Here is a 13561-nt window from a genome sequence, read left to right as displayed (position 1 = left end):
GACGACGGCACAGACTTTTATCGCGCCCCGAAAATTGCGGACCCCACACGCACATGCGTCGCACCCATCTGGATCGCGACTGCAAAATCGGCGCTCATGCCCATCGACAGATTTTTCAGCCCGTTGCGCGCGGCGATCTTGGCGGTCAACGCGAAATGCGGCGCCGGCGCCTCGTTGACCGGCGGAATGCACATCAAGCCGGAAATGACCAGGCCGTATTTGTCGCGGCAGCTCGCAATAAAAGCATCTGCCTCGCCGGGCGCGATGCCGGCCTTCTGCGGTTCCTCGCCGGTGTTGATCTGAACGAACAATTCCGGACGCTTGTTCTGCGAATTGATTTCCTTGGCGAGCGCTTCGCAGATGCTGGGTCGGTCGACCGAGTGGATGGCATCGAACAGCGCGACGGCCTCCTTCGCCTTGTTGGATTGCAGCGGCCCGATCAGGTGCAATGCAGTTCCGGGATAGGCCGACACCAGCGGCGGCCATTTCGCTTTGGCCTCCTGCACGCGGTTTTCGCCGAACACGCGCTGCCCGGCATCGAGGACAGGCGAAATGGCTGTGGCGTCGAATGTCTTCGACACCGCGATCAGCGTCACCGATGCGCGCTCACGGCGCGCCTCCTTGCAGGCGCGCGCGATCTCTTGCTCCACCTGCGCAAGACCATTTGGTAAAGACTTGGTTAGCGATGTCGGCATCTCTCTCGCGTCATATCCTGATTTCGGCCGAGAATTTTACGGCATTTCCTCTAATTTTACCAAGTTCGGGAAAGGCTTCTTGAACCCTTCACACTACCTTGCCGTGTGGGGGGCAGGATGGCTGGCGTTACTTTCAAGCGCAATCGGGTCAAACTCAAGAAGCTTCTGGGAATCCGGGCGCGGCTTGCGCTGCTCGCCGTGATGCTGGTGGCGCCCTTGATGCTGGAACGGGTCCGTTCGCTCGAAGACGCGCGCGCCAAGCAGATCGCGATGGCTTCGGAGGAATACGCCAACATTACGCTGCACACCGCGGAGACCCAGCGCGAGGTCGTCTCCTCGGTCGAAGCCATGCTGAAATCGGCTGCCTATATCCGCGCCTCCAGCGGCATCGGGCGCAGTTGCGAAATCCTGCGCGCCAGCCTGCCGACCAACCTGCCCTGGATCCGCAGCATCATGATCGTCAGCAAGGAAGGCGTGGTGCAGTGCTCGACGCTGAACATGCTGGTCGGCCTCAACATCGGCGACCGTGACTATTTCCGAAAGGCACAACAGACCCGCGACTTCGTTTTCAGCGACTATCTGTTCGCCAGGGTAAGCAACAGACCGATCCTGATGGCGGCCTATCCAGTAGCCGCAATCAATCCGGAAGAAGACGCCGTGGTGGTCGCCGGCATCAATCTCGACTGGATGTCGAAGATCATGGCCAAGTTCGGCGGACGGCCGGGCATTTCGGCGCTGCTGGTCGACGGCGCCGGCGTCGTGCTGGCCGCGCCGGCGGACGAGGCCAGCATGATTGGCAAGCCGCTCAACAATGTGCCGCTGCTGACGGCCATCGCTCACAAGGCACTCGTTTCCGACACCCCGATGGGTTCGCTTTCCTTCACTGCAGCCGACGGGTCGCAACGCGCGATCAGTTTCGCGCGCATTCCCGGCACGCAGTCCCGCCTGATCGTCAGCATCGACGAGGCCAAAATCACGACGGCGATCAACCGCGATATCCGCACCGCCTATCTGCAGCTCGGACTAGTCTGCCTGTTCGTGCTGCTCGGCGCGTTGATCGGCGCGGAAAAGCTCATCATCAACCCGATCGAAGTCATGACCGGCATGGCCAGGCGATTCGGCGAAGGCGACTGGTCGGCCCGCGTCTCGCACAGCCGCCTGCCGTCGGAATTCATGCCACTGGCCCGCGCCTTCAACGCGATGGCAGCGCAACTCAGCCAGCGCGAACGCGAGCTCGTTGCCACCAACGACCGGCTCACCGTGATGGCCTCGATCGACATGCTCTCCGGCCTCGCCAACCGACGCGGCTTCCAGAGCCGGCTCGATTTCGAATGGATGAAGGCGCAGCAGTATTCTAGCGAGCTGTCGCTGCTGATGATCGATGTCGATCATTTCAAGCTCTACAACGACACCTATGGCCACCCGGAAGGCGACGCCTGCCTCACCCGGATCGGCGAAGCGCTGGCCGGCATCGCCGCCGACAATCTGGGTTTTGCCGGCCGCTATGGCGGCGAAGAATTCTGCCTGCTGCTGCCGAACACCAGCCCGCAGAAAGCACTCGAGATCGGCGAAACCGTGCGCGCCACCGTTCAAGGCCTCGGCCTGCCGCACATCACCTCCAGCCACCGCACCGTCACCGTCAGCGTCGGCGTCGCCGCGACGCTTCCGAACGACGCTCAAACCCCCGGCGAGCTGATCGAGGCGGCGGACGCCGCCCTCTACGCCGCCAAACACCGCGGGCGAAATACCGTGGTCGAGCACGGCTTTGCAAAGCTGGTGGACGAGGCGGGGATCGCGATGGCGGGGTGAGCGGACGCTCCACGCCATCGGCTAGAACGCCCCCTCCCCGCTGTCCCAACCCGTTGACCCCGCAGCCGCTTTTGTGGCCTAGTCCGCCGTCCTCTGGACGGGACCCGAATCCACAAAAAGCCCTGCGATTCCATGACCTCCGAACGTTACAACGCCCGTGATTCCGAGCCGCGCTGGCAACGCCAGTGGGACGAAAAGGCGATCTTCGCCTCGAAAAACGACGATCCGCGGCCGAAATACTACGTGCTCGAGATGTTCCCCTACCCGTCCGGGCGCATCCATATCGGGCATGTCCGGAACTACACGCTGGGCGACGTGCTGGCCCGCTTCATGCGCGCCAAGGGTTTCAACGTGCTGCACCCGATGGGCTGGGACGCCTTCGGGCTGCCGGCCGAGAATGCCGCGATCGAGCGCAAGGTCGCGCCTAAGGCCTGGACCTACGACAATATCGCCGCGATGAGGAAGCAGTTGCGGTCGATCGGGCTGTCGCTCGACTGGTCGCGCGAATTCGCGACCTGCGACCCCAGCTACTACAAGCATCAGCAGAAGATGTTCCTGGACTTCTTGCGCGCGGGACTGGCCGAGCGCGAGAAGCGCAAGATCAACTGGGATCCGGTCGACATGACCGTGCTCGCCAACGAGCAAGTGATCGACGGCCGCGGCTGGCGCTCGGGCGCCGTCGTCGAGCAGCGCGAAATGAACCAGTGGGTCTTCAAGATCACGAAGTACTCGCAGGAACTGCTGGACGCGCTGGATGGGCTGGATCGCTGGCCGGACAAGGTGCGGCTGATGCAGCGCAATTGGATCGGGCGCAGCGAAGGCATGCTGGTGCGTTTCGCGCTCGATCCGGCCACAACGCCGACGGGCGAATCCGAGCTGAAAGTCTTCACCACGCGACATGACACGCTGTTCGGCGCGAAATTCATGGCGATTGCAGCGGACCATCCGCTGGCGCAGGCCGCGGCTGCGAAGAACCCGAAGCTTGCGGAATTCATTGCCGAGGTCAAACGGATCGGCACCGCGCAGGAAATCATCGATACCGCCGAGAAGCAGGGTTTTGACACCGGCATCCGCGCGGTCCATCCGTTCGATCCGAACTGGAAGCTGCCGGTTTACGTCGCCAACTTCGTGCTGATGGAATACGGCACGGGCGCGATTTTCGGCTGCCCGGCGCATGACCAGCGCGACCTCGATTTCGTCAACAAATACGGGCTCGGCAACACACCGGTGGTCTGTCCCGAAGGCCAGGACCCAAAAACCTTTGTTGTCAGCGATACCGCCTATGACGGTGAGGGCCGCATGATCAATTCTCGCTTCCTCGATGGGATGACCATCGAGCAGGCGAAGGAAGAGGTGGCGAAGCGGCTGGAAGCAGAAGTTCGCGGCAATGCGCCGGTCGGCGAACGCAAGGTGAATTTCCGCCTGCGCGACTGGGGCATCTCGCGCCAGCGCTATTGGGGCTGCCCGATCCCGGTGATCCATTGCCCGAAATGCGACGTGGTGCCGGTGCCCGACGCCGATCTGCCGGTGACGCTGCCGGAGGACGCCACCTTCGACAAGCCCGGCAATGCGCTCGACCATCATCCGACCTGGAAGCACGTCACCTGCCCGAAATGCGGCGGCAAGGCCCAGCGCGAAACCGACACCATGGACACCTTCGTGGATTCGTCCTGGTATTTTGCGCGCTTCACCGATCCCTGGAACGAAAAGGCGCCGACCACGCCTGATGTCGCCAACCGCATGATGCCGGTCGACCAGTATATCGGCGGCGTCGAGCACGCGATCCTGCATCTGCTCTACAGCCGCTTCTTCACCCGCGCGATGAAGGCGACCGGCCACATCGGCATGGACGAGCCGTTCGCCGGCATGTTCACGCAAGGGATGGTGGTGCACGAGACCTACCAAAAAGCCGACGGCACCTATGTGACGCCGGCCGAGGTGAAGGTCGAGACCGGCGGCAATGGCCGCCGGGCCGCGCTCCTCGACAGCGGCGAAGAGGTCACGATCGGCGCGATCGAAAAGATGTCGAAGTCGAAAAAGAACACGGTCGACCCCGACGACATCATCGCGACCTACGGCGCCGACGTCGCGCGCTGGTTCATGCTGTCGGACTCGCCGCCCGATCGCGACGTGATCTGGAGCGACGAGCGCGTGCAGGGTGCCTCACGCTTCGTGCAGCGACTGTGGCGGCTGGTGAACGAATCGGCCGAGATCGCCAAGATAGCCCCAGCCGCGCGGCCGGCTTCGTTCGGGGCGGATGCGCTTGGCTTGCGCAAGGCAGCCCATGGCGCACTGGACAAGGTCTCGTCCGGGATCGAGCGGCTGCATTTCAATGTCTGCCTTGCTCATATCCGGGAATTCACCAATGCGCTGGCCGAGGTGCTGGGTCGTGAGACCAAGCCGGCGCCGGACCTTGCCTGGGCCGTCCGGGAGGCCGCAATCATCCTGGTTCAATTGTTCGCACCGATGATGCCGCATCTGGCCGAGGAGTGCTGGCAGGTTCTGGGGCAGTCCGGGCTGATTTCGGAGGCCAACTGGCCCCAAATCGAACGCGATCTGCTGGTTGAAGACACTGTGACGCTGGTGGTCCAGGTCAACGGCAAGAAGCGGGGTGATGTTACCGTGCCACGGGTCGCCCAAAATCCGGAAATTGAGGCTGCCGTTTTGGCGCTCGATGCGGTAAAACTCGCCCTCGGCGGCAAGACCGTCCGCAAGGTAATCGTAGTTCCCATGAGGATCGTGAATGTCGTTGGCTAGGACCCGGATCGCCGTTCGGCTCATCGCCGTCGCAGCTCTGGCGGCGCTCACAGCGGGCTGTTTCCAGCCGATGTATGCCGAACGTACGGACGGCAAGCCCGGCTTGCGCGAAAAGCTGATGGGCGTGGAAATCCCGCCGGTCGACAAGGCCAACGCCTCGCGGGAAGCCCGAATTCAGGTCGAGATCCGCAACGCGCTGGCGTTCAAGCTCTACGGCAACGCCACCGGCATGCCGCCGACCCATCGGCTGGTGCTGCGGTTCAACACCACCCGCTCTTCGCTGATGCTCGATCCGGCCACCGCGCTGCCGTCGAGCGAAAACTACGGCATCGACGCGCAGTACAATCTCATCGACCTCGCCACCAACAAGTCGGTCATGACGGGCACGACGTTCTCCCGCGTGTCCTATGACGTCCCTGGCCAGTTGCAGCGTTTCGCCCGCGCCCGCGCCTTCCGCGACGCCGAGGACCGCGCCGCCAACGAGGTCGCGGAAAACATCCAGACCCGGCTCGCGTCCTACTTCTACGCCGGCACCTGATGTTCCGTCATTCCGGGGCGTGCGAAGCACGAACCCGGAATCTCGCGCAGCAAGCTCTGGATTCCGGGTCCACGCGAAGACGCGTGTCCCGGGAATGACGTCAAGAAAGGTCCGTCGTGGTCGCGCTCCGCGGAAAAGACATCGACGCTTTTCTCGCCCGGCCTGATGCCGGCCGCCCTATCATCCTGCTGTACGGTCCCGACGCCGGTCTCGTGCGCGAGCGCGCCGACGCGCTGATTGCGTCGGCAGTCGACGATCCCAATGATCCGTTTTCGCTGGTGCGGCTCGATGGCGACGAGTTGGCGGCCGAGCCGTCGCGGTTGGTCGACGAGGCGATGACGATCCCGATGTTCGGCGGCCGGCGTGCCATTCGTGTGCGCGCCGGCTCCCGCAGTTTTGCCAGCGGCGTCGATACGCTGGCCGATTCGCCAATCAAGGATTGCCGCATCGTGATCGAGGCCGGCGAGTTGCGGCCCGAATCGCCGCTGCGCAAGGCATGCGAGCGCGCCAAGAGCGCAGTCGCCATCGCCTGCTATCCCGACACCGAGCGCGACCTTGCTCGATTGATCGACGAGGAATTGCGGACTTCCAATTTGCGCATCGCCGCGGATGCCCGCGCCGTGCTGATGTCGCTGCTTGGCGGCGACCGCCAGGCCTCGCGCAACGAGCTCCGCAAGCTTGCGCTCTATGCCCATGGCAAGGGCGAGATAGCGCTCGAAGACGTCATGACCGTCGTCTCCGATGCATCCGAGCTAAAGCTCGACCCGATCGTCGATGGCGCGTTTGCCGGCAAGCCGGATTTGGTCGAAAGCGAATTCGCCAAGGCGATGGTCGCCGGCACCTATCCCGGCGTGATCATCTCGGCCGCGCAGCGTCAAGCCGCGTGGCTGCACAAGTCGGCGCTTGCGGTCGCGGAGGGAACGCCCGTCTCCACCTTGCTCGAGGGCGGCTATCCGCGCCTGCACTTCTCGCGAAAGGGTGCCGTCGAAATCGCGCTGCGCAATTTCAGCGCGGCGCGGCTTGCCGGGATCATTGACCAGCTCGGAACTGCCGCCCTCGACATGCGCAAGCAGGCCTCGCTCGCGTCAGCGATTGCGCTGCGCACGCTGCTCTCGATCGCGGCGAATGCCAAGCGAAGGGGGTAGCATGCCGGCCGACGCGGCAGACGTCGTGACCCTTTGGCGCCCGGTTGGGCCGGCCGAATTGGAATTGATCCGTGAGAGCGGAATGCGTGCATTCCCGCCACGGCTTCCGGATCAGCCGATCTTCTATCCCGTGCTCTCGGAAGAATACGCCGTGAAAATTGCCCGTGACTGGAACGTCCCGGCCAGCGGCTCTGGCTATGTCACTCGTTTTGAGGTCCGGCGGGACTTCCTCGAAAAATACGACGTTCAGAAAGCCGGTGGCTCCGCGCATTCGGAATACTGGATCCCCGCAGAGGAAATGTCGGCCTTCAACGCAGCTATCGTCGGCGCGATCGAGGTCGTTGCCGCGTTTCGTTGAAGCTTACCGCTTCGCGCCGTCGCCCCGCCGTCATCGCGGAGCAATCCATCTCTCCGCGCTCGCGGAAGCATGGATTGCTTCGTCGCTGTCGTTCCTCGCAATGATGTGGAGGGGCCTGCTAGATCAATTCCCCTTCTCCAGCCGCCGCATCACCTCGTCGAGTTGCTCGAGATTGCGATAGCTGATCTGGACTGTGCCGCCGGGGTCGCGGTGGTTGACGGTCACGGTCAGGCCGAGCGCGTCGCTGACGCGTTTCTCCAGCGCGATGGTGTCGGGATCCTTTGTCTTGCCGCCACCGCTGCGCGCCTTCTGCGGCTTGCGCTCTGGTACGCCCTCTTCGTGGGCGAGCGCCTCGGTCTGACGCACGTTGAGGCCTTCGGCGACAATGCGCTTGGCGGCCGCCAGCGGATCGGGCACGCTAATCAGCGCGCGGGCGTGTCCCGCCGACAATTCGCCGCTCGCGATAAGGGCCTGCACCTCCGCCGGCAGCTTTGTCAGCCGCATCATGTTGGCAACGTGGCTGCGGCTCTTGCCGACTTCCTTGGCGATGTCTTCCTGGCTCCGTTTGAATTCGTCGGCCAGCGCGTGATAGCCTTGCGCCTCTTCCATCGCGTTGAGGTCTTCGCGCTGCACGTTCTCGATGATCATGATCTCGAGTGCGTCGCTGTCGCTGACATCGATGGGAACGATCGGCACTTCGTGCAGGCTGGCAAGCTGCGCCGCGCGCCAGCGCCGTTCGCCGGCGATGATCTCATAGCGGTCCTGCGCACCCTTCACCGGCCGCACCACGATCGGCTGGATCACGCCGTGCTGCTTGACGGAGGAGGCGAGCTCGCCGAGTTCGGCATCGGAAAACGTCCGGCGCGGGTTGCGCGGATTTGGTTTTAAAAATTCGATCGGTACCTTGCGCTGGTTGCGCGGCCGTTCGACATGCGCGGCCTCGCCGCCGACGTCCCCGATCAGACTTGCGAGACCACGACCCAGTCGCGAACGCGTTTCGTCGGCCATCGCCGCCAACTCCCTAGGATTCACTTAAGCTACTCCGGAACTGAATTCGGTGATGGTAGGGTGGGCAAAGCGTAGCGTGCCCACCATGATCTTGCCGCGGGCAAGGTGGGCACGGCGAAGACGCCTTTGCCCACCTTACGATTCCTGACTAATGCCTCAGCTCGCGCTCGCGCTGGATCACTTCCGTTGCAAGCTTCAGATAGGCTTCGCTGCCGACGCATTTGAGATCGTAGACCAAGACCGGCTTGCCGTAAGACGGTGCCTCGGAGATGCGGACGTTGCGCGGGATCATGGTGTCGTAGACCTTGGAGCCCATGAACTGCCTGACGTCGGCGACCACCTGGTTCGACAGGTTGTTGCGCGAGTCGAACATCGTCAGCACGATGCCGTGGATCGACAGGTTCGGATTGAGCGTCGAGCGCACCTGCTCCACTGTCTGCAGCAATTGCGACAGACCTTCGAGCGCGAAGAACTCGCACTGCAGCGGCACCAGGATCGCATCCGACGCTGCCATCGCGTTGACGGTGAGAAGATTAAGCGACGGCGGACAATCGATCAGCACATAGGTGTAGTCGGTGTCCGGCGCCGCGTTCTTGTTCAACGCCGCGATTGCATCGCGCAGGCGGAATGCGCGGCCGGGGCGTCGTGCCGAGTTCGAGTTCGAGGCCCGACAGATCCATCGTCGAGGACGCGATGTGCAGGCGCGGCACCGCGGTGGCAACCACCGCGTCGCGCAGCGGCGCTTCACCGATCAGCACGTCGTAGGTCGAGCAGTTGCGGTTGCGGCGATCGATGCCCAGGCCAGTCGAAGCGTTGCCCTGCGGATCGAGGTCGACGATCAGCACGCGCTCGCCAATCGCCGCGAGCGCGGTGCCAAGATTGATCGCTGTGGTAGTCTTGCCGACGCCACCCTTCTGGTTGGCGAGCGACAGGATGCGTGGATGAGGCGGCGGAGTTTGCTCCCTATCCTCTTGATATAATTCATCTAATTCGGTCATGCCCGATCGCCATGTGTGATCGCGGAAGGATTGCGCCGCTCGAAGCGATCGAGTTCGACGATCCAGCCGTGCCCGCCCGTTCGGCTGGAATGGAGTCGCGGTTCAATATTCCAATATTTGGTAGCCTCGGTCAATTCAGCCTCTACATCTTGACCCTTGAGAAACAAAGCTTTTGCGCCTTCTCTCACAAACGGCTCCGCGAAGCCGACAAGCTGATGTAATGGAGCCAGCGCCCGCGCGGTGACGCAATCGACGCGGCTACCGATTCTATCCACAATATCCCCGATTCCTGCCAAATGCACGATCGCAGCCGCAGATGTCACGCGGACCGCCTCGCGCAGGAAGGCTGCCTTTTTGGCGTTGCGCTCGACCAAATGGACGTTGGCGCCCGGCGTCGCCGCCAATGCGCAAGCGAGCACCACGCCGGGGAAACCTCCACCGCTGCCGAGATCGACCCAGATTTTTGCGGACGGCGCCAGGTCGAGGAGTTGCAACGAATCGGAGATGTGACGGGTCCACAGATTCGGAAGCGTCGATGGCGCCACAAGATTCGTCTTGGACTGCCACTCCAGAAGCAGAGCGACGTAGCGATCGAGCCGAACCTCTGTTTCACGTGAAACGGGGGTGAGGGCCAGGGCGGCGGCTTTGTCGGATGGTAGGACTGGGGAAGGGATCTGGTCGACGGCTTTCGCCATTGGGGTGGTCTCGGCTAAGCCAACGATCGTAGATGGTGGAGCGCAGCGATATCCATCTTTTTTGTGGAGGCATCTGATGGGTACCGCTCCGCTCCACCCATCCTACATCAACGTTTCACGTGAAACAGATTCTTAAGCGCTCGCCTTCGCGTTCTTGCGCCGCGCCTCGCGCCGGAGATAGGCCGCCAGAATACCCAGCGCCGCGGGCGTCAAACCGTCGAGCCGACCCGCCTGCCCCACTGTCCGCGGCCGCGCCGCTTCGAGCTTGGCGCGCGCTTCGTTGGAGAGTCCGGGCACATCGGCATAATCGATATCGGTCAGGACCAAACCTTCGTCGCGCCGGAAGGCATCGACGTCGGCGGTCTGGCGCTTGAGATAGACATCGTATTTGGCATCGATCTCGAGATGCATGGCGATCGATGGATCGATGGCCGAGAGCTCCGGCCATATGCCGCGCAGGGCAGTCCACTCGATCTCCGGGTAGGCCAGCAACTCAAACGCCGAGCGCCGATGGCCGTCCCGGTTCAATGCCAAGCCATGCTTTGCGGCTTCGTTGGGGGTGATCGACAGCGACCTGGCCAACGCCTTGGCGGCATCCAACGCGGTCATCTTGTCGCGATGCCGCTGCGAACGCGCCTGTCCTACGCAGCCCAAGGCAATGCCCTTGTCGGTCAGACGCTGGTCTGCGTTGTCGGCTCGGAGCGTCAGGCGGTACTCGGCCCGCGAGGTGAACATCCGATATGGCTCCGTGATCCCGCGGGTCACGAGGTCGTCGATCATCACCCCGAGATAACCGTCAGCGCGATCAAATACGATCGGATCGGCGTCACCCGCCATCAAGGCAGCGTTCAGACCGGCAACGATTCCCTGGGCCGCCGCCTCTTCATATCCCGTCGTGCCGTTGATCTGCCCGGCCAGGAAGAGACCCGGCAGGCGCTTGGTCTGCAGGGTCGGCTCCAACTCGCGCGGATCGACGTGATCGTATTCGATGGCATAGCCCGGCCGAACCATATTCACCCGTTCGAGCCCGGGGATGGTCGCGAGGATCGCGAGCTGGACTTCCTCCGGCAGCGAGGTCGAGATGCCGTTTGGGTAGACGGTGGAGTCGTCGAGCCCCTCCGGCTCCAGGAAGATCTGGTGGCCATCACGATCGCCGAACCGGACAATCTTGTCCTCGATCGAGGGACAATAGCGCGGGCCGCTGCTCTTGATCTGCCCTGAATACATCGGCGAGCGATGCACATTTGCCCTGATCACCTCGTGGGTCGCCGGGGTCGTCCGGGTGATCCCGCATTGGATCTGGGGCGTCGTGATCCGATCGGTCATGACCGAGAACGGCTCAGGCGGATCGTCGCCGGGCTGCATTTCAACGGTGGCCCAGTCGATGGTCGTGCCATCGAGTCGCGGCGGCGTGCCGGTCTTCAGCCGTCCAAGCGTAAAGCCGGCGCGCTCGAACGAGGCCGAAAGCCCCATCGCAGGCGCCTCCCCGACCCGGCCCGCCGGCCAGTTCTTCTCGCCGAGATGAATGAGCCCGCGCAAAAAGGTCCCGGTCGTGATGACCACGGCGCCCGCCGAAAGCAGCCTTCCCTCGATCAAGCGAATTCCAGCGACCCGGCCGTTCGAGACGATCAGCTCGTCCGCCTCGCCTTCGATCACGCTGAGATTGGCGGTCTCCCGGATCGCCGTCTGCATGGCCGCAGCATAAAGCTTGCGATCTGCCTGGGCGCGGGGTCCGCGGACGGCCGGACCCTTGCGGCGGTTCAACATCCGAAACTGGATCCCGCCGGCATCCGCCACTCGGCCCATCAGGCCATCGAGAGCATCGACTTCGCGGACCAGATGACCCTTGCCGAGACCTCCGATCGCGGGGTTGCAGGACATCGCCCCTATGGTCGCAAACCGATGGGTCACCAGGGCCGTCTTAGCACCCATCCGCGCGGCCGCACTCGCGGCCTCACAGCCGGCGTGGCCGCCGCCAATAACAATGACGTCGAAGGAGTCTGCTCGGAAAATCATGCCGCGACTTCTATCGCGGAGTTGGAAAACGCGGAAGAAAGAATTGCTTGGATGTTTGAGGCCGGGTGTTTCACGTGAAACATCCCAAGTCCATGGAACTGTTTCACGTGAAACAGGATGGTAGGGAAGGTTCACTTACCCACACAGAACTCCCGGAAGATAACGTCCAGAATGTGCTCGACATCCACGCGCCCCAAGAGCCGCCCCAGCGAATGGGCCGCCATGCGCAATTCTTCCGCCGCCAGCTCCTCGCCCTGCCCGACTACCTGAACGCAGCGTCGTAACGAGGCCGCGGTCTCCTGCAAGAGCAAGCGCTGCCGGGTTCGGCCGATCAGGCCAGCCTCGCTTCCGCCAAAGTAATTTTGCGCGAAACCAACCAGGGCCGCGATCAGCTCGGGCAAGCCATCGCCTCGGCTCGCCGAGATCTGAAAAACGCCCTGCCCTGACGGATCGGCCAATGGCCGACCTATCTGTTCCAGATCGATTTTGTTTCGCACGCTCCAAACTGGCGCATCCCAATCGTGGTCAATCGCTGCCGGCGAGTCGAAGAGCCACAGCACAAGATCCGCATCCGCGGCCCGGGCCCGGGCGCGACGAACGCCCTCCTGCTCGACCGGATCATCCGTCTCGCGAATCCCAGCGGTATCGATCACGGTCACCGGATAACCGTCGAGATTGAGCTGCACCTCAATAACATCGCGCGTGGTGCCGGCGTGCGGCGAGACGATCGCGACCTCCCGGCGCGCGAGCTGATTCATCAGCGTCGACTTGCCGACATTCGGCGGCCCGGCGATCGCGACAACGAGGCCATCGCGAAGCCGCTCACTCCGCCCCTGCTCCGCCAGGACTTCCTCGATCTCAGCCGACAGCGCTTTGACCTTCGCCAATGCCGGCGCGATCAATTCGGCCGGCACGTCGCCCTCATCCGAAAAATCGATCCCAGCCTCGATCAGGGCGGATGCTTCGATGATCCGCGCACGCCAGTCGCGAGCTCGGTCGCCAAGCAGCCCCTTCAATTGACGCAGCGCCTGGCGCCGCTGCCGATCGGTATCGGCATGAATGAGATCGTCGAGTCCTTCGGCTTCGGTGAGGTCGAGCTTGCCGTTCTCGAAGGCGCGCCGGGTAAATTCGCCGGGCTCGGCCGGACGCACATTTTCGAACGTAGAAAGCGCAGCGAACAACGCGTCCAACACCGCGCGCCCGCCATGGACATGAAATTCCGCGACGTCTTCCCCGGTCGCGCTGGCCGGACCCGGAAACCACAACACCACGGCATCGTCGATCGGCCGCTGGCCGACATCATGGAGGAGCGCCCGGCTGGCCATTCGCGGCGACGGCAATTTGCCAGCTAGTGCCGTCACGAGCTTCCCGGCCTGCGAACCCGAGACGCGCACCAAGGCAATCGCGCTCGGTGGCCGGCCCGACGATAGTGCAAAAATGGTCTGGTCCCGCGGATGCATGGCCTATTTGTGCGGGAGGTCCTGAAAAGGCAACGCAGTTTCGATTCGGGATCTTAGGACGCAGGCCGACATCCGCCGACCT

At 63.2% G+C, this 13561-nt stretch carries 10 protein-coding genes and 1 pseudogene; 5 read left to right on the top strand and 6 right to left on the bottom strand.

The annotated features are described in order from the left end of the window. Nucleotides 1–17: 17 nt before the first annotated feature. A complete protein-coding gene (locus V1292_RS08300; protein WP_334371696.1) occupies nucleotides 18–695 on the bottom strand; it encodes a YggS family pyridoxal phosphate-dependent enzyme in 678 nt (225 codons plus the stop codon). Between the two features lie 117 nt (nucleotides 696–812). Here V1292_RS08300 and V1292_RS08295 point away from each other — a divergent pair, with 117 nt between their 5' ends. The 5 genes from V1292_RS08295 (at nucleotide 813) to V1292_RS08275 (ending at nucleotide 7302) form a co-directional block, all read left to right on the top strand. Beyond that, a complete protein-coding gene (locus V1292_RS08295) occupies nucleotides 813–2504 on the top strand; it encodes a sensor domain-containing diguanylate cyclase (protein WP_334371694.1) in 1692 nt (563 codons plus the stop codon). A gap of 132 nt (nucleotides 2505–2636) precedes the next feature. Continuing rightward, nucleotides 2637–5261 carry a leucine--tRNA ligase gene (gene leuS / locus V1292_RS08290; protein ID WP_334371692.1) on the top strand — a complete coding sequence of 875 codons (2625 nt, stop codon included), beginning with the start codon at nucleotides 2637–2639 and terminating at the stop codon, nucleotides 5259–5261. Then, nucleotides 5248–5799: an LPS assembly lipoprotein LptE gene (gene lptE, locus V1292_RS08285; RefSeq protein WP_334371690.1), complete on the top strand. Its 552-nt coding sequence runs from the start codon at nucleotides 5248–5250 to the stop codon at nucleotides 5797–5799. Before leuS ends, lptE begins: the two co-directional genes overlap by 14 nt. A 116-nt stretch (nucleotides 5800–5915) precedes the next feature. After that, nucleotides 5916–6944 (top strand): DNA polymerase III subunit delta, encoded by a 1029-nt coding sequence (gene holA / locus V1292_RS08280; RefSeq protein WP_334371688.1) that lies wholly within the window; start codon nucleotides 5916–5918, stop codon nucleotides 6942–6944. A 1-nt stretch (nucleotide 6945) separates the two neighbouring features. After that, nucleotides 6946–7302, top strand: a complete 357-nt coding sequence (locus tag V1292_RS08275; RefSeq protein WP_334371686.1) for an ADP-ribosylation/crystallin J1 — start codon at nucleotides 6946–6948, stop codon at nucleotides 7300–7302. A gap of 123 nt (nucleotides 7303–7425) precedes the next feature. Here V1292_RS08275 and V1292_RS08270 read toward each other — a convergent pair whose 3' ends face one another. The 5 genes and pseudogenes from V1292_RS08270 to mnmE all read right to left on the bottom strand — a co-directional run bounded on the left by V1292_RS08270 (nucleotide 7426) and on the right by mnmE (nucleotide 13479). Continuing rightward, a complete protein-coding gene (locus V1292_RS08270; RefSeq protein WP_334371684.1) occupies nucleotides 7426–8310 on the bottom strand; it encodes a ParB/RepB/Spo0J family partition protein in 885 nt (294 codons plus the stop codon). 148 nt (nucleotides 8311–8458) lie between these two features. Further along, a pseudogene (locus V1292_RS08265) lies at nucleotides 8459–9308 on the bottom strand (ParA family protein). Beyond that, complete coding sequence (gene rsmG / locus V1292_RS08260; protein ID WP_334371682.1) at nucleotides 9305–10003, bottom strand: 16S rRNA (guanine(527)-N(7))-methyltransferase RsmG; 699 nt, start codon at nucleotides 10001–10003, stop codon at nucleotides 9305–9307. Before rsmG ends, V1292_RS08265 begins: the two are co-directional and overlap by 4 nt. Before the next feature lie 132 nt (nucleotides 10004–10135). Beyond that, nucleotides 10136–12019, bottom strand: coding sequence for a tRNA uridine-5-carboxymethylaminomethyl(34) synthesis enzyme MnmG (gene mnmG, locus V1292_RS08255; RefSeq protein WP_334371681.1), 1884 nt, complete (start codon nucleotides 12017–12019; stop codon nucleotides 10136–10138). A gap of 131 nt (nucleotides 12020–12150) precedes the next feature. Next, nucleotides 12151–13479, bottom strand: a complete 1329-nt coding sequence (gene mnmE / locus V1292_RS08250; protein WP_334371680.1) for a tRNA uridine-5-carboxymethylaminomethyl(34) synthesis GTPase MnmE — start codon at nucleotides 13477–13479, stop codon at nucleotides 12151–12153. Nucleotides 13480–13561: the final 82 nt, after the last annotated feature.

Source organism: Bradyrhizobium sp. AZCC 1719 (assembly GCF_036924525.1).
Lineage (GTDB): Bacteria > Pseudomonadota > Alphaproteobacteria > Rhizobiales > Xanthobacteraceae > Bradyrhizobium.
This window is presented reverse-complemented; position numbering and strand designations above follow the sequence as displayed.

What these genes read in the sequence shown, in the direction of transcription:
- lptE (WP_334371690.1), top strand. Translation starts at nt 5,248, where the DNA reads ATGTCGTTGGCTAGGACCCGGATCGCCGTTCGGCTCATCGCCGTCGCA.
- V1292_RS08295 (WP_334371694.1), top strand. Translation starts at nt 813, where the DNA reads ATGGCTGGCGTTACTTTCAAGCGCAATCGGGTCAAACTCAAGAAGCTT.
- leuS (WP_334371692.1), top strand. Translation starts at nt 2,637, where the DNA reads ATGACCTCCGAACGTTACAACGCCCGTGATTCCGAGCCGCGCTGGCAA.
- V1292_RS08275 (WP_334371686.1), top strand. Translation starts at nt 6,946, where the DNA reads ATGCCGGCCGACGCGGCAGACGTCGTGACCCTTTGGCGCCCGGTTGGG.
- V1292_RS08300 (WP_334371696.1), bottom strand. Translation starts at nt 695, where the DNA reads ATGCCGACATCGCTAACCAAGTCTTTACCAAATGGTCTTGCGCAGGTG.
- rsmG (WP_334371682.1), bottom strand. Translation starts at nt 10,003, where the DNA reads ATGGCGAAAGCCGTCGACCAGATCCCTTCCCCAGTCCTACCATCCGAC.
- mnmG (WP_334371681.1), bottom strand. Translation starts at nt 12,019, where the DNA reads ATGATTTTCCGAGCAGACTCCTTCGACGTCATTGTTATTGGCGGCGGC.
- mnmE (WP_334371680.1), bottom strand. Translation starts at nt 13,479, where the DNA reads ATGCATCCGCGGGACCAGACCATTTTTGCACTATCGTCGGGCCGGCCA.
- V1292_RS08270 (WP_334371684.1), bottom strand. Translation starts at nt 8,310, where the DNA reads ATGGCCGACGAAACGCGTTCGCGACTGGGTCGTGGTCTCGCAAGTCTG.